The following is a 25,965-nucleotide window of genomic DNA, read 5'->3' on the forward strand; positions in this document are numbered from 1 at the left end:
CAATCATCGACATGAAAACATCTATCTGGCCTTGCTAAAATTACTGCGTGAACAGCCGCTTTGATCGCGTTTGCTTCCTAAGACCCTTACAAAAATCCTAAAAAACCAGCCCGGATCGTCTGCCCTGCTGGCAACTTCCCCTCTTGAACTAGAGGTTTTTAAGTTTTCGCTAATGCCTTGTTCCAGCAATTGCAATTGTTCTTTGTTTAGCAAGCCTTTTAAACAAACGGCTCAGTCTTGTTGAAAAGCAGCAATGCCTGCTGGCATTACCAATCGTTCAATGGGTTGTTCAGCACACATGCTGATCTCCTTTATTTTTCTGCAGGAAATGGTTCTATTCTAACCGTCGATTTTTAACAAAGAGAAAGTAACAAGCAGTAAACAGGCCAAGCCAAACAACGCCTACCAGAAGTGATATGCGGGTATCTTCAAACCAAGCCATACCGCCAAATAAAAACAACATAAAGACAATGCCCGCCAAAGTGCCAAAAGGATGCAACAATACCGGAAAGCGCAGTTTACTGACTTGCTCAACCGATAAAGTCTGGCGCATGCGCAGTTGTGCAATCAAAATCATCAGCCAAACCCAGATAAAGGCAAAAGCACCGGCACTGGCTACCAAAACAAAGGTTTTTTCCGGTATCAGGTAATTAAGCAGTACACCAATGCCCATTGCCACAACAATTAACAGCACGGTAAGCCAAGGCACGCCGTAGCGCGATACTCTGGCAAAACCTTTGGGCGCTTGCCCTTGTTTGGCCATGCCAAACAGCATTCTGCCGGTAGCAAATACATCACTGTTGACCGCGGAAACCATTGCCGAAATCAACACAAAATTTAACACATGCGCTGCGTAGATAAAGCCTAAACTATCAAAAATCAATACAAACGGACTGCCATCCGCGCCGATTTCATTCCAAGGGAAAATCGACATCAGCACAAACATGGACAATACATAAAACACTAAAATACGCGCCGGAACTTGGTTAATGGCGCGCGGAATGGCGGTTTTCGGATCCTTCGCTTCACCTGCGGTAATACCAATAATTTCAATGCCGCCAAAGGCATAAACCACCATAGTTAACGAGGCAATCAAGCCGCCTATACCATTGGGCAAAAATCCGCCGTTTTGCCAGAGATTACTGATGCCGGTTGCGTTGCCGGTTTTAGTGCCAAAGCCAAATAAAATAATGCACAGGCCGCCAATAATCATGGCAATAATGGCGGTAACTTTAATGATCGACAGCCAAAACTCCATCTCGCCAAATAGCTTTACCGCACACAAATTAAGTGCACCAATAAATAAAATAATCGCCGTTACCCAAACCCAGGCATCCACCTCGGGATACCAGAACTTCATATAAATGGCAAAAGCTGAAACATCGGCAATACAAACAAGAATCAGTGATAAAGCAAACATCCAGCCGGTTAAATAACCGGCCAATGGACTGATATATTCACTGGCGTGCTCGCCAAAATAACCTTTAACCGGACGATGCAAAATCATTTCGCCCATCGCCCGCATCACCATATAGGCCATAATTCCAGCAATCAGATAGGCCAGAATAATCGATGGTCCGGCGGTTTTTATCGCGCTGGACGACCCCATAAAAAGTCCGGTGCCAATGGCCGAACCCAAGGCAATAAAGCGAATATGCCTTGTGGTTAATCCGCTTTTAAGTTCATTGCTGCTTTGTGTATGGTTCACGAATCCATCCTCTTTCAAATTTTATTATACAGATGCACAGCATCCTTTGCAGTCGTCAATAACCGGGTAACAGATTTTCCGGTAGCAATAAGGTCAATTGGCCGCTTTCCAACAACTGCCCTGCCGCCTCAATATCCGGGGCAAAAAAACGGTCTTCTTGATAAAACGCTACTTTTTCTCGCAGCAATTGTCTTGCTTTTTCCAGTTTTTCGGTCGTTTTAAGCCCTTGGCGGAAATCCAGGCCCTGGCAAGCGCCCAGCCATTCAATGGCCAAAATGCCGCAGACGTTATCTGCCATCGGCCACAGGCGTTTACCGGCATTAGGTGCCATGGAAACATGGTCTTCTTGCCCGGCAGAAGTAGGCAAACTGTCCACGCTGGCCGGATGGGCAAGCGCTTTGTTGTCGCTGGCAAGCGCCGCGGCGGTGACTTGCGCAATCATAAAACCGGAATTAACGCCGCCATTTTCTACCAGAAACGGCGGCAATTGTGACATATGCTTATCCATCATCAGCGAAATACGCCGCTCGGATAATGCGCCGATTTCCGCCAGTGCCAAGGCGATATTATCGGCGGCCATGGCGACCGGTTCGGCGTGAAAGTTGCCGCCGGAAATCACATCGCCGTTATCGGCAAATACCAAAGGGTTATCCGATACGGCGTTGGCTTCAATTTGCAATACGTGCGCTGCCTGGCGTAATTGGGTTAAACACGCGCCCATCACTTGCGGCTGGCAGCGCAATGAATACGGGTCTTGCACTTTGTGGCAATCTTCGTGTGATAAACCGATTTCACTGCTTGTCCCTAATACATGCCGAAAAGCCGCTGCCGCATCGATTTGCCCCGGTTGGCCGCGTACTTGGTGAATACGTGCATCAAAGGGCGAGCGCGAACCGAGCATGGCTTCCACACTTAAACTGCCGCAAACAATGGCCGCAGCGTACATGTCTTCGGCCTGCCAAAACCCACGTAGCGCATAAGCGGTCGATACTTGCGTGCCATTTAATAAGGCCAGCCCTTCTTTGGCGGCTAAAGTTAATGGCTTTAATCCAGCGATGTTTAAGGCTTCAACAGCAGGCAGCCATTTTCCTTGATAACGCGCTTTGCTTTCACCCAATAACACTAAGGACATATGCGCGAGCGGCGCTAAATCACCGGAGGCACCCACCGAACCTTTGAGCGGAATATGTGGATAAACTTGTGCATTCATTAACGCAATCAGCGCATCCAAAACCACGGGGCGAATACCGGAAAAACCGCGTGCCAGTGAATTCAATTTAAGCAGCATAATCAGCCACACCAAATCATCATCCAGCGCTTCACCCACGCCAGCGGCATGCGATAATACTAACGAACGCTGTAGTTTTTCTAAATCTTCTGCCGCAATTCGTGTTGAAGCCAACAAACCAAAACCGGTATTGATACCGTAAGCGGTGCGGTCATCTTTGATAATTTGATTAACGCAATTAACGCTGGCTTCTATCGCCGAATAAGCGCTTTTATCCAAGGTAATTTGTTGTGGGGTTTTCCATAACTTTCGCAATTGTTTTAAAGTCAATTGGCCGGGAATTAAATTAAAGGTTTGCATAGTTTTTCCTGGTTATTTTAAGCCATCATCGGCAGGTTTAATCCCTGCTCACGGGCGCAGTTAATCGCAATCTCATAACCGGCATCGGCATGGCGCATAACACCGGTTGCTGGGTCGTTAGTTAATACGCGGGCAATACGCGCATCCGCTTCTGCCGTACCGTCACAGACAATTACCACACCGGAATGCTGCGAAAAGCCCATACCCACGCCGCCGCCGTGATGCAATGAAACCCAAGTTGCGCCGCTGGCGGTATTTAATAGCGCATTAAGCAGCGGCCAATCGGATACGGCATCAGAGCCGTCTTGCATACTTTCGGTTTCGCGGTTGGGGCTGGCGACCGATCCGGAATCCAAATGGTCGCGTCCAATCACAATGGGCGCGGATAATTCGCCGCTGCGTACCATTTCATTAAAGGCCAATCCCAATTTGGCGCGCAGTCCCAAACCTACCCAGCAGATGCGGGCCGGTAATCCCTGGAAACTAATGCGCTGGCGTGCCATATTAAGCCAATGATGCAAATGCGCGTCATCAGGGATAAGTTCTTTCACTTTGGCATCGGTTTTATAAATATCCTCTGGATCACCGGAAAGCGCCGCCCAACGGAACGGGCCAATACCACGGCAAAATAACGGGCGAATATAAGCGGGAACAAATCCGGGGAAATCAAAGGCATTACTAACGCCTTCTTCCAGCGCCATTTGCCGAATATTATTACCATAATCAAAGGTGGGAATACCTTGCTGTTGAAAATCCAGCATGGCTTTAACATGCAGCGCCATGGATTGTTTGGCCGCTTTAATAACCGTTTCCGGTTCACTTTTGCCGCGCTGCCGATATTCATCCCAAGTCCAGCCGATGGGCAGATAGCCATTTAACGGGTCATGAGCGCTGGTTTGGTCTGTGACCATATCGGGGCGAATGCCGCGTTTAACCAATTCCGGCAGAATTTGCGCGGCGTTAGCGTGCAGGGCAATGGAAATGGCTTTACCGGATTTTGTGTATTTTTCAATACGTGAAAGCGCATCATCCAGATTATCGGCTTGTTCGTCGATATAACGGGTTTGCAGGCGAAAATCGATGCGGCTTTGCTGGCATTCGATATTTAATGAGCAAGCACCAGCTAATGAAGCGGCTAATGGCTGCGCCCCGCCCATTCCGCCTAAACCGGCCGTTAAAATCCATTTTCCGGTTAAATCGCCGGCATAATGTTGGCGACCGGCTTCAACAAAGGTTTCATAAGTGCCTTGCACAATGCCTTGGCTGCCGATATAAATCCAGCTTCCGGCGGTCATTTGCCCGTACATGGCAAGCCCTTTACCATCAAGTTCATTAAAATGCTGCCAATTCGCCCAATGCGGCACTAAATTGGAATTGGCAATTAATACGCGCGGTGCATCTTTATGCGTTTTAAATACACCGACCGGTTTACCGGATTGCACCAATAGGGTTTCATCGTCTTCTAAATTTTTTAGCGTTTCGACGATTTTATCGAAACACTGCCAATTGCGTGCGGCGCGACCAATTCCGCCATAAACCACTAACTCTTTGGGGTTTTCCGCAACCTCCGGATCTAGATTATTCATTAACATACGCAGCGGCGCTTCAGTTAGCCAGCTTTTGGCCGTTAACTGATTGCCACGCGGAGAGCGGATTTCACTATCTCGGTATCGTTGCATTGTTTTTCCTCTTTTAGATAAGGTTTTGCGGGGAATTTAATCGTTAATCACTGTGCAATAAATGCACAATTCGGGCGGCCACTTTGGCGGTGCGGTTATCAATATCAAATCTGGGGTTAACTTCGGCAATATCAGCCAACATTAATTTGCCGCTATGTTTAATTTGCTCAATTAACGGCAGCAATAATGATAACTCCACGCCCAATGCCGCCGGCGCACTACAGCCAGGGGCTTGATAAGCAGGCAGTACGTCAATATCAAAACTAAGATAAATAGTTCTTTTATCCTGCATCCATTGCGACAATTGCTCGCTGATAGCAGGCAAGGTATTTAAATTAATATCTTTATCTTCTACTACCCAGGTATTTAATTCCTTGGCACGTTGAAATAAGGCTTGAGTATTGCTCGCACGGTTAATCCCCAGCGCAGCATATTGAAACTTTATCGGACCGTAGCAAGAATGATAGATTTGCGCAAAGGGTGTACCCGAATGGCCTTTTGTCCGTGGAATATCGAGTATCCAGTTCTGTTCTTCACCGGATGTATGCAGAAACTCAGGAGCACGCAAATCAAAATGCGCATCAAAATTAATAATCCCGATATTGGGAGCGCTTTCCGTGGTTTTGAAATGGGTCGTATCATGTAAATGCCAGTAAATGCCGCTCCAGCTAGCAAAAGCCACTTCATGCCCGCCGCCTAAAATAATCGGAAAATGTTCGTCATATAATGGCTCGCAAATTTTATCCGCTAATTGCTTTTGCGCGGCTTCCAAATCACCGTCATCGCAATAAATATTGCCGGCATCATAAAGCGGTTTTCTGCCGTGCCAAGCGAGATTGGCCAGTGCTTTACGGATGGCATCCGGTGCGTGTTTGGCCCCGACTCTACCCTGATTGCGGCGCACGCCTTCATCACAGCAAAAACCTAATAACACAGTGCCTTTTTCTGCGCGATCTTGCCAAGCCTTTGCACCATTTTCGATAAAGGGCTGAACTTTCTGATGCCAACGCTGGCTATTGGCTTCAGGGTCAATGCGTCCTTGCCAAATCGTTTTATCAATTTTACCTTCAGACATTATCTGGCACTCCTGCAAATACCCGTTGCTGCAAGCGACCGGGTTGAATGGCATAACATAAATCTTCCACCTGCTTGATATTCCATACGCAAAAATCGGCGGGACGGCCTATATCCAAATAACCCAATCCCTGCTTATCCAAACCCAAGGATCTGGCCGCATTAACGGTAAAACCGCTTAAGGCTTCTTGCGTAGTTAAGCCAAATAAGGTGCAAGCCATATTCATGATTAAACTGGGTATAAAAATCGGTGAACTACCCGGATTTGCATCGGTCGCCAAAGCAATAGGCACTTGATATTGACGTAATAACTCAATCGGCGGGCGCTGTTTTTCGCGCAGCATATAAAAGGCGCCAGGCAGTAATACGGCCACTGTTCCTGCCTGTTTTAGTGCTTTAATACCGATTTCATCCAGATATTCAATATGATCTACGGAAAGTGCGCCATATTTTGCCGCCAATGCCGATCCGCCTGAATTGGATAACTGTTCGGCATGGGCTTTTATCGGCAAGTTATGCTGCCTTGCGACTTTAAAGATTTTCTCGCATTGTGCGGGTGAAAAGGCGATTTTTTCACAAAATACATCGACCATATCGACCAGATTTTCGGCAACGGCTGCCGGAATAATCTCATTGCAGATTAAATCAATATACGCATCAGCATACTCTTTATATTCTTCTGGAACAGCATGGGCGGCGAGCAAGCTGGTTATTATTCGCACACTACGCTGTTTTTCCATTTGCCGCGCCACACGCAGCATTTTAAGTTCATCATTTAAAGTCAAACCATAGCCGGATTTAATTTCAACCGTGGTTGCGCCTTCACTGATTAATGCATCCAGGCGCGGCAGGCTTTGTTCTAATAATGCTTCTTCACTGAGTGCGCGGGTATCTTGCAAAGTGCTTAAAATACCGCCGCCATTTTTGGCAATCTGCTCGTAACTTGCGCCTTCACTGCGCAGTACAAAATCATTAAGACGGCTGCCGCCATAAATAATATGGGTATGGCAATCAATCAAACCTGGGGTAATTAAGCCATTTTCTCCGGCTAATTTGATATTCTCAGATCGATCACCCATATATTTTAGGGTTTCTTCTAAATAGGGCTGAGGCTCGGGTTCTAAGTAGGTTATTTTTCCTTTTTCTACTATCAGGGTCATTTTATTCGGCAAGGTTTTAATGCCATCAAATACCCGCATATTGCGCCAAACCCAAACTCTTTTATTCTTCATTGCCGTTCCTTTAAGCCAAACCGTGCAGACGGGTAATAATGCGGGCGGCGCATTGGCGGGTTTGTTGAATAAAGCCGTGCGTTTGCCTTTCTGCGCGGGAAATCGGTGCCATTAAGGTTAAGGTGCCGAGCAGTTTGTCTTTGCCTTGCAGCAGCGGCACGCTAACGCCCCAAATGCCTTCGTCCACCTCGCTGCTACTGACCGCAAAGCCTTGGCTGCGGATTTGGATGATTTCGCGTTCCAGTTCGCCACGCTGTTCATCGCTAAGCACGCCACTTTGCACGGCATCAAGCACAATGGAAGTGCGGCGGGTAGCGGGCAAGAACGCCAACAGCGATTTGGCCGAGGCACCAAAAAACAGCGGCAACCCTTTGCCTTTGACAAAGGCGCAGCGCAGCGAATGGCGGCTTTCGACCATTTCCAGGCAAACCATCTGCTCATGCGCCACCACCATTAAGCCAATGGTTTCGTTGGTTTTGTCTGAAAGCCTACGCATTTCCGGCAGCGCCTCGCGCACCAGCCACGAAGCTTGATCAAAACCCAGCGCCAATTGCAGGCAAACCGGCCCCGGCATATAACTGGCCCCACTTTCCTGCACAAAACCCCAGGATTTAAGCAGCGCCAGTTGGCGGTACAGCGTGCTGGTCGCCAAACCGCTCGTTTCGGCGAGTTCGGCAACGGTCAGTGGCCTTGCGTGCTGCGCCAGCAGAGTGAGTAGATAGAGCATGCGCTCGGCTCCACTGGCAGGGGTGGGTTTGCTATCTGGCAACAGGTGTTTGTCGGTGTTTTCTTGCATTGCTCGCAGCCATCATTTTTGTTTCTGTCGGCAGATTAGCAGGCGTTCTCAATTTTTCAGCCACGCATTCCCATTATTTGATAATGCATGTTAAGAATTTAAGAAACTCTTGCCGTGGGGCATGCAGGGCAATCGAGTGAATGGGCTTGCGGCTTGCTTGAACGTTGATTTCTGATTGGGTGCATTCTTCGGGCTTTTCTTGATCGAGAGGTTTCATGTCCGATCCCACCCATGCCAGCGTTGCTTTGAACGCTCAGGCTCACATTGAATCGGCTGCGTTTCTGACCCACTTTGATGCTTTGGTCGATCCGCGCCAGTCGGGCAAGGTCATTTACCCCCTCCCCTGAATGAAGTGCTGCTGCCCGTGTTTACTGGCGACGCTGGCCGGCGCCGAGACCTTCGTAGACATTGCGCTGTTCGGGGTAAAAAAGCGCGAATTGCTGCGCCGTTTTCTGCCCTTTGCCCAAGGCACGCCCTCGCACGACCCTCTGGGCGATTTGTTGGCCACACTGGATGCCGAGTGCTTCCAGCGCTGCTTTGCCGCCTGGGTAGCGTCGTTTACGGGGCTATCCGAAGACGTGATCGCCATTGACGGCAAGACCTCCCGTCGTGCCAAGCAAGGCGGCAAGACGCTTTTGCACACCGTATCCGCCTTTTGCGCACGGCAACGGCTGGTGCTGGGGCAAACCAAGGTGGATGAAAAGTCCAACGAAATTACGGCCATTCAGGGCAGTCGGGTGAAGTGCGTCGTTCTCATTCGTGTCGTCTTGAACACCAGGCAACTACCTGATCGCATGCTCCTATCCTACATGTTGAGTCGTCCAATACGATTAAATGAGAAACTATCTTATCTGATAGTGTTTTTCCCCACGAATGGAGCATGATGAATCGCCTCACCCGATTTCCCTGCAAATGGCGGGCAGGGCTTGCCGATTCAGTGCATTTGCTGCCCAATGGCTAGCTTTCCATAGTGGTTTATCTCGCATGAAGGAAATCCCCCTGCCTGCTTCGCCAAGTCCCTGTCACGCGCATTTGCAGTATTTGCAGCAACTGCCAATGGGCAGCTTGGTTTTGGATGAAAACCATCGCCTGCGGCTATGGAACCGGGCGCTGCAACTGTTGACCGGTATGAATGAAAGCCAGGTGCTGGGCTTGCCGCTTTGTGCACTAGCCTCGCCTTGGACTGAGCTTTTTGACGACTTTATCAACAAAAACGCGCCACATCGGCATAAGCAGCGCCTTATCCTGGCGGGGAAAACCCACTGGCTTAATCTGCACAAGGCCGGGTTAGGCGAACAAGGCTTACTGGTGCTGGTTGAAGACATCAGCGAAACTTGGCTTTTGGAAAAACACCTGATGCACAGCGAGCGCCTCGCCAGTATTGGCCGTTTGGCGGCGGGTGTTGCGCATGAAATCGGCAATCCCATCACCGCCATTGCTTGCCTTGCGCAGAATTTACGCGAAGAGCGCGAAAACGACGCGGAAATTGCACAAATCTGCCAGCAAATTATTGAGCAGAGCAAGCGCGTATCACGCATCGTGCGCTCGCTGCTCGGCTTTGCCCACGCCGGGGTTCGCGAACTCGCCCGCGAACCGGTTAATCTCGCACAGCTTGCTGCTGAGGCGATTGCTCTGTTGTCGCTCGACCAACAAAGCACCCCAGTGGTCTTTCATAACCTGTGCGCACCTGAGCACGTTGCCAGCGGCGATGCCCCGCGGCTGCTGCAAGTGCTGCTGAATTTGCTCGCCAATGCGCGTGATGCGTCGCCGCCAGGCGCCGCCATCCGTATTCGCAGCACAATCCATGAAGACAGCGTCGAACTGCTGGTCGAAGACCAAGGCAGCGGAATCCCTAAGGACTTGAAAAACCGCCTGTTTGAACCGTTTTTCACCACCAAGGAACCCGGCCAAGGCACAGGTCTCGGTCTGGCGCTGGCTTATGCGATTGTGGAAGAGCATCATGGACAGATCACTCTGGATAGCCCATCCGCCAGCGAGCCGCTAGGTAGTTGCTTTCGCGTGCGTCTGCCAAGCTATACCGCCGAACCAAGTAGCGCAGGAGCCTAGCCTATGTCGCGCATTCTGATTGTTGAAGACGAAAACATCATCCGCAGCGCCCTGTGCCGCCTGCTGGAACGGCATCAGTACCAAGTCAGCGAAGCCGAATCGGTACAGCAGGCGACCGAGCGCTTTGATTTTTCTGGATTTGACCTAATTATCAGTGACTTACGTCTGCCCGGCGCACCGGGCACTGAGTTGATTCAACGCGCAAACGGCACGCCGGTCTTGATCATGACCAGTTACGCCAGTCTGCGCTCAGCGGTCGATTCAATGAAACAGGGTGCGGTGGATTACATCCCCAAACCCTTCGACCACGACGAGATGCTAAAAGCCGTGGCGCAGAGCTTAAGCAAACCCAGCATCGCCTTGGATGCTGCAGCGAACAGTAGCGCCCCTGCCCTGCCCGCCACAAAAAAAACGTCGCCCGTAGCAACCGAAGATGACCTTGGCATTATTGGCTCATCCCCCGCCATGCAGGCGCTTTACCGTAAAATCCGCAAAGTCGCGCCTGCCAATGCCACCGTACTGATTCAAGGCGAATCCGGTACCGGCAAAGAACTGGTCGCACGCGCCCTGCACAACCTCTCCAAACGCGCCAAAGCGCCGCTGATTTCAGTGAACTGCGCCGCCATTCCAGAAAGTCTGATTGAGTCGGAACTGTTCGGCCATGAAAAAGGCGCATTTACCGGCGCGGTCAGTGCGCGTACTGGCTTGATCGAAGCGGCGCACGGCGGCACCTTATTTTTGGACGAAATCGGTGAACTGCCGCTGGAAGCCCAGGCTCGTTTACTGCGCGTATTGCAAGAAGGCGAAATTCGCCGCATCGGCTCGGTACAGTCGCAAAAAGTCGATGTCCGCTTGATTGCCGCCACTCACCGCAGGCTCAAGCGCCTCGCGCACAATGGGCAGTTCCGCGAGGATTTGTTCTACCGGCTTAATGTCATCAGTCTGGAACTGCCACCGCTGCGCGAACGCGGGCAAGACGTGCTGGAAATCGCCCGCCATTTTCTGCAAAAGCAAAACGCCCAGCTTGGCAGCAAGCTGTATTTCAGCAAAGCGGCAGAGCTTGCCATTCTTCATTACGGCTGGCCGGGCAATGTGCGCGAACTGGAAAACGCCATCGAGCGTGCGGCCATTCTCTGCGAGCAGTCGCAAATTGACGTGGATTTACTGGGCATCGAAACGCTTGCGCTGGACATGCCCGAAGCACTACGCCCACACAGCTTCAGCAGCAAAGACAATCATGAGCCCGATGAAAACCTCTCACTGGAAGACTACTTCCAGCATTTTGTTCTTGAACATCAAGAACATATGACCGAAACCGAACTCGCCCGCAAGCTCGGTATCAGCCGTAAGTGCCTGTGGGAACGCCGCCAACGGCTCGGCATTCCAAGACACAAAAGTACCATTGAGGGCGAGAAAGAGTGAGAAAGAATGAGAAAGTGTTACAGCGGTAACAAAAGGCGAGTTATTGGGTAACAGAATGCGACAGCCTGTTGCACAGATCTATCCCATGTAAAAGCTAAGCTATTGATTAAGCAACGATTAAAAAAGCTGGCACGGGTTCTGCTCTAGTATCGGCACAACAACAAAAACAAGCAGAGCTAACCCAATAAAAACAACAGCAACTCCGGAAAAATAACAACAACAAGTACAGGGAGAGTAAGCTAACTGATTTTTTTGGAGAGGATGCCGGTGGCTTAATCGCCTCCTGATGCCAGTAGAGAACAACAAAACTGCTTAACAAGGCAGCGACATACTGGGATTTGCTTGCGGCATAAGTTCCAAAGCAATCCGTTTGGCATTTAATGCCCGGCTTCGGGCATTCGTATTTCGTTTGTTGGGGTAATAAAAACAACAACCCAACAAAACAATAAAAACCATTGTTGATATTGGGAGGCCATGCCTCCCATTGGTTTTTCCGCGCTATTTCTGCCCTATCGTCTTTGCTGGTGTTAAAATCCGCAGCCTTTTTTATCTGGCGGTATTTTTTCCATTGGCAAACCTCTTTATCCCTTTCATCGCCCATGCTGAACAAGCTGCTTAAGCCTTTGCGCTTACTGCGTGCGGGCAAGCCAAAGCGCCGCATGATTGGTGCTCGTCAGCATCCGCTGCGAGCCGACGCCCATATCAGCGTGCACGCATTAACCGTTACCCGCCGCCTGCAACAAGCCGGTTTTCAGGCTTATCCGGTGGGAGGCTGTGTGCGCGACCTGCTGCTCGGGCTTACCCCTAAAGATTTTGATGTGGCCACCAATGCCACACCCGAACAAGTGCGCGCTGAATTTCGCAATGCGCGAATTATTGGCAGGCGTTTTAAATTGGTGCATGTGCTGTTTGGCCGCGAGATGATTGAAGTCGCCACCTTTCGCGGCCATCACGAAGGCACCAGCAGCCCGCAAAGTGCGCAACACGAAAGCGGTCGCATTCTGCGTGACAACCAATACGGCAGCTTGGAAGAAGATGCAAGCCGACGCGATTTTTCCATCAACGCGCTGTATTTCGACATCCAAAGCAACAGCATCCTCGATTACTCAGATGGCTTTGCCGATATTAAAAAGCGCCAAATCCGCTTAATTGGCAACCCCGAACAACGCTACCGCGAAGACCCGGTACGCATGCTGCGGGCGGTGCGCTTTGCCGCCAAACTGGGCTTTACCATTGAAACGCAAAGTGCCGCACCGATTGCGAGGCTTGCCCCGTTGCTTTCGGCCATTCCGGCGGCGCGATTGTTTGATGAAGTGCTTAAGTTGTTTTTGTCCGGCAAAGCCGCCGCCTGCTATCCACTACTGCGCGAGTTTGGCCTGTTTGAACCGTTATTCCCAGCCACCCATCGGTTGTTGGATGAGCCTTCTGGCTGTGCCGAGCGCTTGATTAGCAGGGCGCTTATCAACACCGACCAGCGTATTGAACAAGGCAAACCGGTCACGCCCGCGTTTTTATTTGCCGCACTGCTCTGGCCGGTGATTGCAAGGCAAGCCGAACGCCTCAAGGCCGAAGGCATTCCCCCCATTCCGGCGATGCAGGAAGCGGCCAGCATTGCGCTGGCCGAATTGACCCGCCGTATCGCACTGCCCAAACGATTTTCCCTGCCGCTGCGCGAAATGGTCGAGATGCAGGAGCGCCTGCAACGGCGCAGTCTGCCGCATGCCGATATTTTGCTGAGCGAACCACGCTTTCGCGCCGCCTATGACCTGTTATTGCTGCGTGAACAGGCCGGTGAAGACACCGCAGGTCTCGGTGCTTGGTGGACGGATTACCAGTGCCGTGACGAACAGCAAAGACGGCAAATGATCAGGGATTTACCGAAAACCACCGGCAAAAAACGCAAACGCCGTCCACGTAAAAAACCGCCGAGCGACCATGCCCGATCAATTTGAGCGCGCCTATATCGGCCTTGGCAGCAATCTGCAAAATCCGCCCGCACAACTTGAGCAAGCACTGGCGGCGCTTGGAAAACTGCCGCAAACACAGCTTGTCTGCGTTTCATCCTTTTACCGCAGCGCGCCGCTTGGCCCGCCAGGGCAGCCCGATTACTGCAATGCCGTTGCCGCGCTGGATACTCGCCTGACTGCGCTGGAACTACTTAATGCCCTGCAAGTCATTGAACAGGCACAAGGGCGCCTGCGCAGCGAGCACTGGGGAGCACGTACGCTGGATTTGGACATCTTGCTGTTTGCCGCACAAACCATTCACACCGCGCGATTAGTCGTTCCGCACCCAGAAATGCAAAAGCGTGCTTTTGTACTCTGGCCGCTTGCGGAAATTGCGCCGAACCTGTCGCTGCCGAACGGGCAACCCTTAGCGGATTGGCTTATCCAATGCCCTTATGGCGAACTTGAGAAACTTGACATCCCCTCGCCCGCTTGCCGGAGAGGGGTAACGGTTGACTTCAAACCCACTTAGCCAGACCCTACGCGCCCGCCTCCAAGGATCCTCTGCCATGTCCAACGTGACACTGACCCGCCTGCAAACGCAAAAACCGGCGGGTGACAAAATCGTGATGCTCACCGCCTACGAGGCCACCCTTGCGCGCGCCGCCTGCAATGCCGGGGTAGAAATGCTGCTGGTCGGCGATTCACTCGGCATGGTGGTGCAAGGTAACGACAGCACGTTACCGGTAACAGTCGATGAAATGGCTTACCACACCGCTTGCGTCAAACGCGGCAATCTGGGCGCTTTTTTGCTGAGCGATCTGCCGTTTATGGCCGCCGCCAGCGTCGATAGTGGCCTTGCCGCCAGTGCAAAGCTGATGCGCGCCGGTGCGCAGATGGTAAAAATCGAAGGTGGCCTGTCGCTCATCCCATTGCTACAGCGCCTTGCACAAAACGGCGTACCGGTCTGCGTGCATATGGGCTTAACCCCGCAGTGGGTCAATTTGTTTGGCGGCTACAAAGTACAGGGGCGCGGCGCAGAACAGGCGCAGCGCCTGATCGATGATGCCAAAGCGCTGGAACAAGCCGGAGCGGCCATGCTGCTGCTCGAATGCGTACCCGCCGCGCTCGCCGCACAAATCACTAAAGCCGTACAAATCCCGGTGATTGGCATTGGCGCGGGAGCCGCGACCGACGGACAAGTCTTGGTGATACATGACCTGCTGGGGCTCACCCTGCGTTCGCGTCCACCTAAGTTTGTTAAAAACTTTATGGCAGGAAGAGACAGCATTGAAGCGGCGATAGCCGCCTATGTGCAAGCGGTTAAAAGCGGCGAGTTTCCTGGCCAAGAACACGAATTTAGCGCATGAAAACCATCAGCCAAATAGCCCCGCTGCGCAGCGCACTGGCCACTCGGCGAAAGGCCGCCAAGCGTATTGCGCTGGTGCCCACAATGGGCAATCTGCACGCCGGACACTTGGCGCTGATTGAACTCGCCCGCCGTCATGCCGACTTTGTGGTGGCCAGCATTTTTGTTAATCCGCTGCAATTTGGCGCGAATGAAGACTTGGATCGCTACCCGCGTACGCTTGCCGCAGACGAGCAAAAACTGCAAGGCGCAGGTTGCGACCTGTTGTTTGCGCCAACCGTTGCCGAAATGTATCCACAAGGCATGCAAAGCCAAACGCGCCTGTGCGTTGGCGGCGTAGCGCAAAGGCTCTGTGGTGCGGCAAGGCCGGGGCATTTTGAGGGCGTGGCGACCGTCGTTTGCAAGCTGTTTAACATCGTGCAGCCGGATGTCGCCGCCTTTGGCCGCAAGGATTACCAGCAACTGCGCGTGATTGAAACGCTGGTAGAGGATTTAAACCTGCCGCTGCGCATTATCAGCCTGCCCACTGTGCGTGATCTTGATGGCTTGGCGCTGTCTTCGCGCAACGGCGGCTTAACGGACGAACAGCGCAAAACCGCCCCCGTGCTCTGGCAAAGCTTGCAGCAGATGGCAAAAGCCATTACTGAGGACGGCGAGCGCGACTATCCAACACTCTGTGCAAGCCATAAGGCGCATCTGGCGCAGCACGGCCTGCGTGTGGACTATCTGGAAATCTGCGCCGCAGACAGCCTGCAAGCGGCCCGCACCGACGACCAAAAGTTATTGATTGCCGTGGCCGCGTTTTTGGGCAATGTCCGCTTAATTGACAATATTGAGGTCATGCTCGGTAGCTGATCCCTCGCCTATTTATCGGAAAGCGCCGGGGTGCGTGGAGGAATTATGCGCCGCTTTCCGGTCGCCTCAAAAGCGGCGGCGTAACGCAGCAGGTTGTTATCGTCATAAGCGCATCCGGCAAAAGTCAAACCGACCGGCATACCTATATCATCCAGCAATCCCATCGGCACAGTGACGGTAGGGACGCCCAGATGACGAATGGCGAGGTTGCCATTGGCAACCCACACGCCATTGCGCCAGGCAAGTTCAGCGGATTTGGGATTAACGTCGGCATCCGCCGGGCCAATATCGGCCACAGCGGGGAAAACCAGCGCATCCAAGCCCTGCCCTTGCATCCAGTCTTGCAAATCCAGTTTGCGCGTTTGTTCCAAACCACGCAGACCGTTTTCCAAGGTCTCAAGCTGCTGCCACGGTCGAATGCCGCGCTGCGCGATACGCACGTATTCGGCCATATCGGGTATACCGGCGGCGAGCTCCCCTTCAGGGCGGCCTGGCAAAGTGCCTGGCTCATGCGGGAAGATTTGCTCGCCATCGACATCGGCCAAGCGGTTTAACGACGGATCGTTATTTGCCTTTAAAAAATCATCCAAGGCAAAGGCGCTTAAATCCCAGAGTTCATCGTGCCAATACGCCTTGCTGATAAGCCCGCGCGTCAGCAAGTTGGGCGCACCAGGGCGGTCTCCTTCGTAGTTCGATACCAGCGGGAAATCCACTTCCAAGACCTCAGCACCGGCCGCCTCCAAGGCTTTCTGCGCCGCTTGCCAGAGTTTGATAACGCTTCCCCGCGTCTTTATTTTCTCGCCGGTCGCACCGCCTAAAGTCGGCCTTGCACCGGTGCCTGCCAGCGGGTCGGCATTGATATACATCTTCGGCACGCCAAAGCGCTTGCCTTTTAAACTCGCGGTCTTTGCGAGCTCAAGATAAGAAGCCGGTCGCACTTCACGGGCTTTAGGCAACTTAAGCCAAGGCTGCATGCGCCACAGGTCGCCGCGCGTGTCGGCATCATCAGCGACGATGACCTCCAGCACTTCCAGCAAATCCGCCATTGTTCGCGCGTAAGGAACCACCACATCCATAGTCGGCACCAGCGGCCAGTTGCCGCGCACGGAAATCACTCCGCGCGACGGCGTATAAGCGCACAGGCCGTTGTTAGAGGCAGGTCCCCGCCCACTCGACCAGGTTTCTTCGGCCAGCCCAAAGGCGGCAAAACTCGCCGCCGTTGCCGTACCCGCGCCGTTGGAAGACCCGGAAGCAAAGGGCGCGGTTAAAAAATCGCCGTTGTACGGGCTTTCTGCACGACCATAAACGCCGCGCTGCATGCCGCCGTTAGCCATCGGCGGCATATTGGTTTTGCCCAAGCAAATCGCCCCAGCCGCGCGCAGTCTTTCCACGGTAAAGGCATCGCGCTGCGCTTGCAGATTTTTAAAAGCAGGGCTGCCGCTTGCCGCCGTCATACCCTTGACCAAGTAGCTGTCTTTGGCCGTGTAGGCAATACCATCCAGTGCACTTAAGCGCATCCCGCGGGCACGCCGTCTATCGGAGGCTTTTGCCTCGGCCAGCGCATCGGCATTTCGCACCACGACCGAATTAAGCGCCGCGTCAAAGGCATCCATCCGCGCAAAATAAGCTTTAACCAGTTCCACTGCCGTGGTCTCACCGCTATCCAATGCACGGCGCAAATCAGCAATAGAGGCTTCGGTAACTTCAAACATGTTTTTCTTCCTTGTTGGCAAGCCGCTAAGTATAAGCTTGGCATTTTTGCGGGGATGAGAAAAATGGCTTTTGATTTTGACCTGCTGGTTATTGGCGGCGGTTCTGGCGGTGTTCGCGCCGCGCGGTTTGCCGCCGATTTTGGTGCGAAAGTGGCGCTGGCGGAAAGCCGTTATCTGGGCGGCACTTGTGTCAATGTCGGTTGTATTCCCAAAAAATTGTTCGCCTACGCGGCGCAGTTTGCCGAAGACTTCGCCAAGGCAGATGGCTACGGTTTCTCGCAGGCAAGGCCTGAGTTTAACTGGCAACTGCTGCGTGATAACAAAACCCAAGAAATTCATCGATTAAACGGCGTTTACCGCAAGCTGCTAGAAAATTCCGGCGTAGCACTTTTGGACGGCCACGCCCGTTTGCTGGATGCGCATCAGGCAGCAATAAACGGCAAAACCTACAGCGCCAAAAACATCCTGCTGGCGACTGGCGGCTGGCCGGATAAGCCGCAAATCTTAGGTATTGAACACGCTATAACCTCCAACGAAGTGTTCGCCCTGCCCTCGCTGCCTAAGCAGATGCTGATAGTCGGCGGCGGTTATATTGCGGTGGAGTTTGCCTCCATCTTCCATGCGCTGGGTGTACAAGTCACCTTGCTCTATCGCGGCGAGCTCTTTTTACGCGGCTTTGACGGCTCGCTACGCCGCCATTTAAAGGAAGAATTCGAGCGCAAAGGCTTAAGTTTGCAGTTTTCTGCACAAATCACGCAAATTGAGCGCCAAACCAACGGCCAGCTAACCGCCACATTAAACGACGGGCGGAAACTGCATGCCGACTGCATCGTCTACGCCACCGGTCGCCGTCCCATGACCGATCACTTGGGGCTGGAAAATACCGACGTTCATTTGGATCAGCGCGGTTTTGTTCAGGTCGATCATCAATACCGCACTGCTGCGCCTTCGATTTTTGCCATTGGTGATTTAATTGGCCGCGTGCAATTAACACCGGTGGCGCTCGCCGAAGGTATGGCGGTTGCTAAATACCTATTCCGTCCAGAACAATTTGTCCCGCTGGAGTACCAACTAATCCCAAGCGCCGTATTTAGTCTTCCTAATCTTGCCAGCGTAGGCTTAAGCGAAGAACAAGCACGCGAGCAAGGGCACAATGTCCGCCTGTTTGAAAGCCGCTTTCGCGCACTGAAACTGACCATGACCGATTGCCAGGAACGCACACTGTGCAAACTGATAGTCGATGCGGATAGCGATAAAGTCCTAGGCTGTCATATGGCAGGCAGTGATGCCGGGGAAATTATCCAAGGGCTCGCGGTTGCACTAAAAGCAGGCGCAAGCAAGCAGCAGTTTGATCAAACCTTAGGCATTCACCCCACCGCCGCCGAAGAGTTTGTAACCATGCGGCGAGCAGTGGGGGAATAACTCAATGCTGGTTTTTAAGATAAGCCAATCGCGCATAACGCATTGAACCTGCGTGCTTTTGCTCCTCTCCCGCTTGCGGGAGAGGAGCTGTGTTCACGGTCAAGTCATTTTCAGGCGTTCTCCCTGTGGATAAGTGGCTGACCAAGGGACTTGCTTGGCGTGGATTAACCACGATAACCTCAAAGCCTGCCAAGCACGCTTGGCACACCAGCGACTGTTGATAACGGCCAGTCGCCTCCATCAGCAACAGCGCGACATTCATTGCCTGCAGCCGTTTCAACAACGCCGTAACCTAGCTCGTTATTGGGGAATTGTTCAGTCGGATGCTTGTCATCCAACGCCACTTCCAGCGTCGCCTTGGAAACGTCCCAAAAGCGCATCTTGAGAAGTCTTTGCCATAGCCCTGCCTTGCGATACGGGGTCGATACGGATATCCCCTACTCACAACTGTTCGGGATTGAAACAAAGAAAGATTATCCACGACTAATGCTCTCCCAGCGGATGCCCTTGTCTATGACAGGGCCCCAAGGGATGACGCGCTGTGGATAACCTTTCAAACTCAGCTCCTGAACGACGGAGGGGGAAGATAACGCCCCCGTTTAACGCTCAGCGCGGCCGTACTGGCGCATCAGTTTGACCACTTCATCATGTGGCAAACCGTAGAGCCTGCGGCCGTTGATGCCGGTCATGGTACGCGCCGTCACCAGCGCGTTGACAATCGCCTCTTCGGTCGCCTCCACCGTCGCTTTAAAGACAGCATCAATACGACCGGTCGGGAACTGCACAGCAGGCTGGGTCTCGCGGTCGCTGACATCGTTGACATTCGCATCGGTCGAGAACGCCAAAATCAAATCACCCGAACCGTTGCCCGAATAAGTACCCAAACGCGCCAAGCCCAACGACGCACGCCGCGCCACGCGGTCGAGTTGCGACGGGTTTAGCGGCGCATCGGTCGCCACGATAATGATGATTGAGCCTTCATCGGCGCTCTGCTGCCCGCCTTCGCCGTCTGCGCACAGCGGCTGGCGGGTTTGCCCGGGCATGTTCGGGTCATAGCAGCTTAGGTAGCGGTCGGCCAACTCTGCGCCCACCGGCACACCGGCGATGCGTAGCACCGTGCGGTCGCCGGTATTGCACTGCACCAGCACGCCCAGCGTATAGCGGGTATCGACCACGTCAAAAACGCGCGAGGACGTGCCAATACCGCCCTTAAAGCCAAAGCAGCGCATGCCGGTACCACCGCCCACATTGCCTTCCGCTACCCGGCCACCTTTGGCAGCATCCAGCGCCTGCATGGCCGTCTCCGGGGTGACGTGAAAGCCTTCAATATCGTTTAGCACGCCGTCGTAGGTTTCACCAACCACCGGCCAGAGCGCCTCGCCAAAGCGGCGCGACGTCCATTTTTGGATACCCGAATAGACATCGCCAATAGCGTTGGTATTAGAAATGCCTATCGGGCCATAGGCAATGCCGTAGTCTTCCAGATAAGACTGTCCGGTCATCTCACCATTACCATTTAGGTTGTAAAAACCAGCATAGACTGGGCGCTCATTGTCCTTGCCGCGTGGCAGCACCACGGTTACGCCGGTTCGTACCGGGCCTGCACCGACGGTGAGCGGCCCTTCGCCTTTAATCAGCGTCGCGTGACCGACCAGCACGCCAGCGACATCGGTAATCGCGTTTAACGCGCCCGGCTCACCTTCAAATGGAATACCCAAATCACGTGCACGGTCTTGTGCGCACACACAGCCAGTTAATAGCGCAATGGACAGCGCCGAGCCAAAGAACTTCAATTGTTTCATTGTTATGTTCCTCTTTAAGGACGTTTGTTGTGATGTAAACGCCGCGCTTATCGCCCTGTGTACTGACAAAGCAGGGCATATCGAAGGCAAACAAGGCATACCAAAGTCGTACTACGCGCGGCGACCCCCCATGATAGGTCAACGGACTTGATAAATCCTTTATTGGTATAAAAAGCACCCATTCAATGCCGCCTAAATTTCTCTATTGATAGAAATTACCGAACAACACAAAATCCCCACATGAAACTTTCAGCGACAGCATCCTTCACTGGGGCGAGATGGGCAGTCTTGGGGCGTTAATCGCAGTGTGGCGCAAATTCATGCGCTGCTGTTTTTTCACGGCAAGCCGATGCACGCTAAGGGCATTTGCGAAACGCTAAGCCTTGCCCGCTCCAACGCCAGCAACAGCCAGGAGCTGCTTGGCTGGAAGCTCATCCGCAGCACACAAGTCTTGGGCGACCGCCGCCAGTACTTTGAGACCTCCGCCGAGGTCTGGGATTTATTCCGCGCCATTATTAAAGGGCGCAAAGAGCGCGAATTTGACCCGACCGTAGCGCTTTTACGCGAACTGACCGAAGCGTCGGAATTTGCAGACGAATCGTCCGAAGCACAAAAGCGCGTGAAAGACACGCTAAACCCGATGCTGCGTAACGAGCAGGGCAAGCTGATGTTTACCGATATTCACGCCGGCGACTTTATCCCGCCAACAGGCTACAGCCAGAAAACACTGCTGGAACGCATCCACGCCAAACAGGCTGTAGAAATTGAACTAGATTTTTATATGGCAGCGCACAACACCTAAAATCGATTTGTCAGATAAAGTCCAAATTTCTACAGTTTATTCTGATTACCTTGCAATACATTCAGCGCTTTAAGCAGATTAAGCGCCTCGCTCAGTTGGTAATCGCCGTCTTCGGCTTTGCCGGAGGCTTCTGCTGTGGGTGCTTTGGGATTTTGGTTATCCAAATGTCCGGCAAGGTCGGCTTCTTTCACGTTAAAAATGCCTTCTTGCTCGCGCACCAACCTGCCACGCGCCACGCTAATATCCGGCACTATGCCTTGTGCCTGGATGGAGCGCCCGTTTGGCGTGTAATAGAGCGCGGTGGTCAATTTCAACGCGCGGCCTTGGCTAAGCGGCATAATGCTTTGTACCGAGCCTTTGCCAAAGCTGGTGCTGCCCATCAGTACGGCGCGGTGATGGTCTTGCAGGGCGCCGGCAACAATTTCGGCGGCAGAAGCGCTGCCTTCGTTAATCAACACCACCAGCGGTACGCCTTCGCTGTTGTCTTTGCCGCTGGCAAAAAAGCGCATGTCTGAATCCGTCTGGCGGCCTTTGGTATAGGTAATCAAGCCTGATGCAACAAACTGGTCAACCACTTCCACCGCCGCTTGTAATACACCGCCGGGGTTGTTGCGTAAATCCAGCACCAGCCCTTGTAGCGGCTGGTTATTGTTGGATTTTTTCAGTCGTACCAAGGCATTTTTCGTTTCTTTGCCGCTGCCCTGTTGAAATTGGCTGATGCGCAGATAGCCGTAGCCGCTTTCCAGCAATCTTGAGCGCACGCTTTTGCTTTTAATCAGTGCGCGGGTCAGTTCTACATCAAAGGGTTGACCACCGTCACGCACCAGGGTTAAGCGGATTTTCTCGCCGGGCTTGCCGCGCATTTTATTCACCGCTTCCATCATCGAAAGCCCTTGGGCCGATTGGCCATCGATGCGGATGATGTAATCCCCGGCGGCAATACCGGCGCGCTCGGCCGGGCTGTCATCAATAGGCGCGATAATTTTTAGTGCGCCGTTTTCCATGCCGACTTCAATACCCAAGCCGCCAAACTCGCCGCTGGTGCTTTCTTGCAGTTGCGCAAAATCATCGGCGACCAAATAAGCCGAATGCGGGTCAAGATTCTCCAGCATGCCGCGAATGGCGTTTTCCAGCAGTTGTTGGTCAGAAACCGGCTCGACATAGGTATTTTTAACGCGCTCGAACACTTCCACAAAGGTACGCAAATCTTCCAGTGGCAGCGGCGCTTGGCTCTGCTCTGCAAGGCTTTGCACTGCGGGCAGAAAGAATAAAAAAGCCAGCAATGCACAGGGCGGGCGGGCAAACCAAGGCAACATAAAAAACTCCTTAAACGCTTAAAAAGGGTAAACAGTTGGCATTCTGCTATCGCTTGGGCTGATTTTGTGCGACGCACCAACTGGCCGGGTCGCTCGGGGTTTTCTGATGACGGATGGCAAAATACAGCGCAGGTTCGGCTTGTCCGCCGCTTTTGCCCACGGTGGCGACAGGCTCGCCCACCTGCACTAAATCGCCGACCCGTTTCAGCAATGTTTGATTATGGCCGTACAGACTTAAGTAATTGCTGCCGTGATTGATGATCAGCATAAGTCCCATACCGCTTAAGTAATCGGCCAGTACCACTTGCCCGGGATGAATGGCGCGAACCGTACTGCCTTCTGCCGCGCCAATCAGTACGCCATCCCATTTAATCCGCGCGTCATCACTGCGTGGGCTGCCGTAGCGTGCAAGCAAACGCCCATCCACTGGCCAAGGCAGTTTGCCGCGCGTTTGTGCAAACGGGCGGTTTTGCGTGTCGCCACTGGGTATGTGCGAAAGCAGACGTGCTTTTTCTCTTGCTCTTGCTTCAGCTTCGGCCTGCTGCGCGATGGCGATTTGCAGGGATTTTAAGACTAATGACAGTTCCGTTTGTTGTTGCTGGCGTGCTTTTAGTCTGGCGGCGCGGCTGCTTTGCTGCTGATTCAGTGAGGCGAGTAAAGCACTGCGTTGCTCGCGTAATTTGACCAGCTGTTGATGCTTGGCGCCCTGTATTTGCTGCTGCTGGTCAAGCTGCGCTTTTCGTTCAAGAGTTTGCTTTTTAACTGCGGAAAGTTCCGACAGTGTATGGGTTAGGGCATTGATTTCCTGCTGTCTCGCTTGTCCCAGATAGCGGTAATAGGTCAAGGTGCGCGATAGTTCGGCCGGTTGCTTGGCATTGAGTAACAGGCGCAAAGGCGCACTTTGCCCGCCGCTTTGCCAGATAGTGCGGCTGTGGCGAGCCAAGCGCTGCTGCTGCATGCGGTAATCTTGCGCTAGACGGTTTTGGTCGTCATCCAGTTGCTTAAGTGCGGTTTCATCCGTACCGATTTGTTGTTCCAGCTCGCGGAGTTGCTGCTCCATCGTGCCCATTTCGGTTTCGGTCTGCTGAAGCTGTTTTTGCAGGCCGGATTTTTCCTGCTCAATTTTGCGCAGCAGTTGTTGCAATTCTTTGATGTCTTTTTGCGTTTGCTCCAATTGCTGGCGGGTCTGCTCGGCTTTTTGCGCATCATTTAAGGAATCACCTTGCGCCAAGCAAGGCAGACCAACAAGTAAAGAAAATAAACAAGGGATAACAACAAAACGAGGCATGTTTCGACAACCTTAAGGTAAGCGAAAGTAAACGAAAGAGCGCCAGTATGCGCAAGAAGCGTTCAAGCGGGAAGCCTTTAGACCGCGACCAACAGCGACTGGCCGGTCATCTGCGCGGGTTTTTCCATTCCCAGCAGATGCAGCATGGTGGGGGCTACATCGGCGAGCGTGCCGCCTTCCTTTACGCGAAGTGGCCGATGACCTAAGTAGATAAAAGGCACCGGCTCGCAGGTATGTGCGGTATGTGCCTGGCCGCTTTCGCGGTCTTGCATTTGTTCCACATTGCCGTGGTCGGCGGTAATCAGCGCTTCGCCGCCGACTTTTTCGAGCGCGCCGGCAATGCGACCCAAGCACTCATCCAAGCATTCAACGGCTTTAACGGCCGCTGCAAATACGCCGCTGTGGCCGACCATGTCGCCATTGGCGTAATTGACCACAATCACATCGTGCTGCTGGTTTTCAATCGATTTAACGATACGCTCAGTGACTTCAGCGGCGCTCATTTCGGGCTGTAAATCGTAAGTGGCGACCTTGGGCGAGGGCACCAGAATGCGCTGTTCACCGGCAAAAGGCTGCTCGCGCCCGCCGGAGAAAAAAAAGGTGACGTGTGCGTATTTTTCCGTTTCGGCAATGCGCAGTTGCGTTTTACCGTGCTGCGCCAGCACTTCGCCTAAGGTGTTTTGCAGTTTGTCCGGGGTAAAAGCGGCCGGCGCTTTGATGTCATCGGCGTAGTGGGTGAGCGTGAGCAAGTCGATTTTTGGCAGGCGCACACGGGCAAAGCCTGCAAAATCCTCATCGATCAGCGCACGGCTTAACTCGCGGGCGCGGTCGGCACGAAAGTTCATAAACACCACCGCATCGCCGTCTTCAACCGGCTGTATTGAACCAATGCGAGTGGCCTGTACAAATTCATCGCTTTCACCACGCAGGTAAGCGTCTTGTAAAGCTTCACTGGCCGTTTTGGCGTTAAACGCCGCTTTGCCGTCCACAATCAAGTCAAAAGCCTGCTGCACGCGCTCCCAGCGATTGTCCCTATCCATCGCAAAATAGCGGCCAATCAGCGAGGCGATACGTGCGTTGCCCAGCGGCGCTAAGCCGGTTTCTATCCAATCAATAAAGGACCCCGCACTTTTTGGCGCGGTATCGCGACCATCAAGGAAGGCATGCAGGCAGATGTTTTTTACCCCAGCCGTTGCAGCAAGCTGCGCCATTGCCAGCAGATGCTGCTGATGACTGTGTACCCCGCCATCGGAGAGCAGCCCCAGAATATGCAAGGTTTTACCGCTTTGCGCGAGCTTATCCATTGCCGGACGCAGCTTGGCATTGGTAAAAAATTCACCTGTTTGGATGGTGCGGGTAATGCGGGTGAAGTCTTGATAAATCACCCTGCCCGCGCCCAAGTTCATATGACCGACTTCGGAATTGCCCATTTGCCCATCGGGCAGCCCCACCGCCTCGCCACTGGCACCAATCAGCCCGTGCGCGCAGCTTGTCCACAACCGGTCATAAACCGGCGTGCGCGCAGCGGCAATGGCGTTGTGATCGGTGGTTTCGCTGTGGCCGAAGCCATCGAGAATAATCAAAACCAGTGGCTTGGGCGTGCTCATAACGGCTTAAAAACCTGGGCGTTAAAAACGGCGAAGTTTAACGCAATCTTAGGGTCTGTTCCCGCTTCAAACGTGGCCGCGACGGAGCCAGATTTTGCGCGCAGCAAGGCGCGAGGAGAGAAATTTGCTCATGCAAATGAACGACGAGCAACACAGCGGCGCGCAAAATCTGGCCCGTCCCTTCGGGCTTCGCCCAAAATTTCGCCATACGGCGTTGCAGCATTTGCCAAGGTTGTACACATTGGCTGCATGCTGCGCCTGGTCTGGCGAAATTTTGAGC

The 25,965-nt window shown here is 53.0% G+C and carries 24 protein-coding genes; 11 read left to right on the forward strand and 13 right to left on the reverse strand.

Features of this window, described 5'->3' with window-relative positions; all coding sequences use genetic code 11:
* Positions 1 to 334: 334 nt before the first annotated feature.
* The 6 genes from AXE65_RS12730 to AXE65_RS12755 are packed head-to-tail and all read right to left on the reverse strand — an operon-like array spanning position 335 to position 8,077.
* On the reverse strand, positions 335 to 1,708 hold the full coding sequence (locus AXE65_RS12730) for an amino acid permease (RefSeq protein WP_068393249.1): 1,374 nt from the start codon (positions 1,706 to 1,708) through the stop codon (positions 335 to 337).
* 55 nt (positions 1,709 to 1,763) lie between these two features.
* Positions 1,764 to 3,296, reverse strand: a complete 1,533-nt coding sequence (gene hutH, locus AXE65_RS12735; protein ID WP_068393253.1) for a histidine ammonia-lyase — start codon at positions 3,294 to 3,296, stop codon at positions 1,764 to 1,766.
* 17 nt (positions 3,297 to 3,313) lie between these two features.
* Positions 3,314 to 4,975, reverse strand: a complete 1,662-nt coding sequence (hutU, locus tag AXE65_RS12740; protein WP_068393256.1) for a urocanate hydratase — start codon at positions 4,973 to 4,975, stop codon at positions 3,314 to 3,316.
* 43 nt (positions 4,976 to 5,018) lie between these two features.
* On the reverse strand, positions 5,019 to 6,050 hold the full coding sequence (gene hutG / locus AXE65_RS12745; protein ID WP_068393259.1) for a formimidoylglutamase: 1,032 nt from the start codon (positions 6,048 to 6,050) through the stop codon (positions 5,019 to 5,021).
* Positions 6,043 to 7,281 carry an imidazolonepropionase gene (gene hutI / locus AXE65_RS12750; protein WP_068393261.1) on the reverse strand — a complete coding sequence of 413 codons (1,239 nt, stop codon included), beginning with the start codon at positions 7,279 to 7,281 and terminating at the stop codon, positions 6,043 to 6,045. The genes hutG and hutI overlap by 8 nt, the downstream gene beginning before the upstream one ends.
* Before the next feature lie 10 nt (positions 7,282 to 7,291).
* On the reverse strand, positions 7,292 to 8,077 hold the full coding sequence (locus AXE65_RS12755) for an IclR family transcriptional regulator (RefSeq protein ID WP_068393264.1): 786 nt from the start codon (positions 8,075 to 8,077) through the stop codon (positions 7,292 to 7,294).
* Positions 8,078 to 8,292: 215 nt separating this feature from the next.
* Between AXE65_RS12755 and AXE65_RS14235 the strand changes: the two genes are divergently transcribed.
* The 4 genes from AXE65_RS14235 (at position 8,293) to AXE65_RS12770 (ending at position 11,566) form a co-directional block, all read left to right on the forward strand.
* Complete coding sequence (locus tag AXE65_RS14235; RefSeq protein WP_160330615.1) at positions 8,293 to 8,424, forward strand: transposase family protein; 132 nt, start codon at positions 8,293 to 8,295, stop codon at positions 8,422 to 8,424.
* Entirely contained in the window at positions 8,425 to 8,961 is a 537-nt protein-coding gene (locus AXE65_RS12760) for an ISAs1 family transposase (protein ID WP_068393267.1), read from the forward strand.
* 100 nt (positions 8,962 to 9,061) lie between these two features.
* Positions 9,062 to 10,144 carry a sensor histidine kinase gene (locus AXE65_RS12765; protein ID WP_439144697.1) on the forward strand — a complete coding sequence of 361 codons (1,083 nt, stop codon included), beginning with the start codon at positions 9,062 to 9,064 and terminating at the stop codon, positions 10,142 to 10,144.
* Positions 10,145 to 10,147: 3 nt separating this feature from the next.
* Complete coding sequence (locus AXE65_RS12770) at positions 10,148 to 11,566, forward strand: sigma-54-dependent transcriptional regulator (protein WP_068393273.1); 1,419 nt, start codon at positions 10,148 to 10,150, stop codon at positions 11,564 to 11,566.
* 106 nt (positions 11,567 to 11,672) lie between these two features.
* Here the strand turns inward: AXE65_RS12770 and AXE65_RS13670 are convergent, their stop codons facing one another.
* The gene (locus tag AXE65_RS13670) at positions 11,673 to 12,227 is read right to left on the reverse strand and encodes a hypothetical protein (RefSeq protein WP_162492712.1); all 555 of its coding nucleotides are present in this window, start codon (positions 12,225 to 12,227) and stop codon (positions 11,673 to 11,675) included.
* On the opposite strand from AXE65_RS13670, the gene pcnB reads away from it, so the two are divergent.
* Genes pcnB through panC form a run of 4 tightly spaced genes read left to right on the forward strand, consistent with a single transcriptional unit; the run spans position 12,166 to position 15,736 of the window.
* Positions 12,166 to 13,518, forward strand: coding sequence for a polynucleotide adenylyltransferase PcnB (pcnB, locus tag AXE65_RS12775; RefSeq protein ID WP_068393300.1), 1,353 nt, complete (start codon positions 12,166 to 12,168; stop codon positions 13,516 to 13,518). The two genes, AXE65_RS13670 and pcnB, sit on opposite strands and share 62 nt — an antisense overlap.
* Entirely contained in the window at positions 13,502 to 14,044 is a 543-nt protein-coding gene (gene folK, locus AXE65_RS12780; RefSeq protein WP_068393276.1) for a 2-amino-4-hydroxy-6-hydroxymethyldihydropteridine diphosphokinase, read from the forward strand. Before pcnB ends, folK begins: the two co-directional genes overlap by 17 nt.
* A 37-nt stretch (positions 14,045 to 14,081) precedes the next feature.
* The gene (gene panB / locus AXE65_RS12785) at positions 14,082 to 14,882 is read left to right on the forward strand and encodes a 3-methyl-2-oxobutanoate hydroxymethyltransferase (protein WP_068393279.1); all 801 of its coding nucleotides are present in this window, start codon (positions 14,082 to 14,084) and stop codon (positions 14,880 to 14,882) included.
* The gene (panC, locus tag AXE65_RS12790) at positions 14,879 to 15,736 is read left to right on the forward strand and encodes a pantoate--beta-alanine ligase (RefSeq protein WP_068393282.1); all 858 of its coding nucleotides are present in this window, start codon (positions 14,879 to 14,881) and stop codon (positions 15,734 to 15,736) included. Before panB ends, panC begins: the two co-directional genes overlap by 4 nt.
* Positions 15,737 to 15,744: 8 nt before the next feature.
* Here panC and AXE65_RS12795 read toward each other — a convergent pair whose 3' ends face one another.
* Positions 15,745 to 17,448, reverse strand: a complete 1,704-nt coding sequence (locus tag AXE65_RS12795) for an amidase (RefSeq protein WP_068393285.1) — start codon at positions 17,446 to 17,448, stop codon at positions 15,745 to 15,747.
* A gap of 63 nt (positions 17,449 to 17,511) precedes the next feature.
* Here AXE65_RS12795 and gorA point away from each other — a divergent pair, with 63 nt between their 5' ends.
* The gene (gene gorA / locus AXE65_RS12800; protein ID WP_068393303.1) at positions 17,512 to 18,870 is read left to right on the forward strand and encodes a glutathione-disulfide reductase; all 1,359 of its coding nucleotides are present in this window, start codon (positions 17,512 to 17,514) and stop codon (positions 18,868 to 18,870) included.
* A 179-nt stretch (positions 18,871 to 19,049) separates the two neighbouring features.
* Here the strand turns inward: gorA and AXE65_RS13675 are convergent, their stop codons facing one another.
* Together AXE65_RS13675 and AXE65_RS12810 are read right to left on the reverse strand one after the other, a co-directional pair.
* Entirely contained in the window at positions 19,050 to 19,250 is a 201-nt protein-coding gene (locus tag AXE65_RS13675; protein WP_153015480.1) for a hypothetical protein, read from the reverse strand.
* Between the two features lie 219 nt (positions 19,251 to 19,469).
* Positions 19,470 to 20,672, reverse strand: a complete 1,203-nt coding sequence (locus tag AXE65_RS12810; protein WP_068393292.1) for a DmpA family aminopeptidase — start codon at positions 20,670 to 20,672, stop codon at positions 19,470 to 19,472.
* Between the two features lie 307 nt (positions 20,673 to 20,979).
* Between AXE65_RS12810 and AXE65_RS12815 the strand changes: the two genes are divergently transcribed.
* Positions 20,980 to 21,474 carry a GbsR/MarR family transcriptional regulator gene (locus AXE65_RS12815; protein ID WP_068393294.1) on the forward strand — a complete coding sequence of 165 codons (495 nt, stop codon included), beginning with the start codon at positions 20,980 to 20,982 and terminating at the stop codon, positions 21,472 to 21,474.
* A gap of 29 nt (positions 21,475 to 21,503) precedes the next feature.
* On the opposite strand, the gene AXE65_RS12820 is transcribed toward AXE65_RS12815, so the two are convergent.
* From AXE65_RS12820 to gpmI, 3 genes are all read right to left on the reverse strand, one after another.
* Positions 21,504 to 22,790 carry a S41 family peptidase gene (locus tag AXE65_RS12820; RefSeq protein WP_079214174.1) on the reverse strand — a complete coding sequence of 429 codons (1,287 nt, stop codon included), beginning with the start codon at positions 22,788 to 22,790 and terminating at the stop codon, positions 21,504 to 21,506.
* 46 nt (positions 22,791 to 22,836) lie between these two features.
* Entirely contained in the window at positions 22,837 to 24,078 is a 1,242-nt protein-coding gene (locus AXE65_RS12825) for a murein hydrolase activator EnvC family protein (protein ID WP_079214175.1), read from the reverse strand.
* A 77-nt stretch (positions 24,079 to 24,155) separates the two neighbouring features.
* A complete protein-coding gene (gpmI, locus tag AXE65_RS12830; protein ID WP_068393297.1) occupies positions 24,156 to 25,685 on the reverse strand; it encodes a 2,3-bisphosphoglycerate-independent phosphoglycerate mutase in 1,530 nt (509 codons plus the stop codon).
* On the opposite strand from gpmI, the gene AXE65_RS14085 reads away from it, so the two are divergent.
* Positions 25,635 to 25,965, forward strand: a 331-nt coding sequence (locus AXE65_RS14085) for a hypothetical protein (protein ID WP_204376567.1), incomplete at its 3' end; no start/stop codon positions are given. The two genes, gpmI and AXE65_RS14085, sit on opposite strands and share 51 nt — an antisense overlap.

The sequence above is a fragment of the Ventosimonas gracilis genome, from assembly GCF_001580025.1.
In the GTDB taxonomy this organism is placed as follows: Bacteria; Pseudomonadota; Gammaproteobacteria; order Pseudomonadales; family Pseudomonadaceae; genus Ventosimonas; species Ventosimonas gracilis.

Coding starts and splice junctions, on each gene's coding strand:
- AXE65_RS12755 (WP_068393264.1), bottom strand. CDS start 8,077: ATGCAAGAAAACACCGACAAACACCTGTTGCCAGATAGCAAACCCACC.
- gorA (WP_068393303.1), top strand. CDS start 17,512: ATGGCTTTTGATTTTGACCTGCTGGTTATTGGCGGCGGTTCTGGCGGT.
- AXE65_RS13675 (WP_153015480.1), bottom strand. CDS start 19,250: ATGCGCTTTTGGGACGTTTCCAAGGCGACGCTGGAAGTGGCGTTGGAT.
- folK (WP_068393276.1), top strand. CDS start 13,502: ATGCCCGATCAATTTGAGCGCGCCTATATCGGCCTTGGCAGCAATCTG.
- hutG (WP_068393259.1), bottom strand. CDS start 6,050: ATGTCTGAAGGTAAAATTGATAAAACGATTTGGCAAGGACGCATTGAC.
- pcnB (WP_068393300.1), top strand. CDS start 12,166: ATGCTGAACAAGCTGCTTAAGCCTTTGCGCTTACTGCGTGCGGGCAAG.
- AXE65_RS14235 (WP_160330615.1), top strand. CDS start 8,293: ATGTCCGATCCCACCCATGCCAGCGTTGCTTTGAACGCTCAGGCTCAC.
- AXE65_RS12760 (WP_068393267.1), top strand. CDS start 8,425: ATGAAGTGCTGCTGCCCGTGTTTACTGGCGACGCTGGCCGGCGCCGAG.
- AXE65_RS13670 (WP_162492712.1), bottom strand. CDS start 12,227: ATGCGGCGCTTTGGCTTGCCCGCACGCAGTAAGCGCAAAGGCTTAAGC.
- gpmI (WP_068393297.1), bottom strand. CDS start 25,685: ATGAGCACGCCCAAGCCACTGGTTTTGATTATTCTCGATGGCTTCGGC.
- AXE65_RS12820 (WP_079214174.1), bottom strand. CDS start 22,790: ATGTTGCCTTGGTTTGCCCGCCCGCCCTGTGCATTGCTGGCTTTTTTA.
- AXE65_RS12770 (WP_068393273.1), top strand. CDS start 10,148: ATGTCGCGCATTCTGATTGTTGAAGACGAAAACATCATCCGCAGCGCC.
- hutI (WP_068393261.1), bottom strand. CDS start 7,281: ATGAAGAATAAAAGAGTTTGGGTTTGGCGCAATATGCGGGTATTTGAT.
- AXE65_RS12825 (WP_079214175.1), bottom strand. CDS start 24,078: ATGCCTCGTTTTGTTGTTATCCCTTGTTTATTTTCTTTACTTGTTGGT.
- AXE65_RS12795 (WP_068393285.1), bottom strand. CDS start 17,448: ATGTTTGAAGTTACCGAAGCCTCTATTGCTGATTTGCGCCGTGCATTG.
- AXE65_RS12765 (WP_439144697.1), top strand. CDS start 9,062: ATGAAGGAAATCCCCCTGCCTGCTTCGCCAAGTCCCTGTCACGCGCAT.
- AXE65_RS12810 (WP_068393292.1), bottom strand. CDS start 20,672: ATGAAACAATTGAAGTTCTTTGGCTCGGCGCTGTCCATTGCGCTATTA.
- hutH (WP_068393253.1), bottom strand. CDS start 3,296: ATGCAAACCTTTAATTTAATTCCCGGCCAATTGACTTTAAAACAATTG.
- panC (WP_068393282.1), top strand. CDS start 14,879: ATGAAAACCATCAGCCAAATAGCCCCGCTGCGCAGCGCACTGGCCACT.
- hutU (WP_068393256.1), bottom strand. CDS start 4,975: ATGCAACGATACCGAGATAGTGAAATCCGCTCTCCGCGTGGCAATCAG.
- panB (WP_068393279.1), top strand. CDS start 14,082: ATGTCCAACGTGACACTGACCCGCCTGCAAACGCAAAAACCGGCGGGT.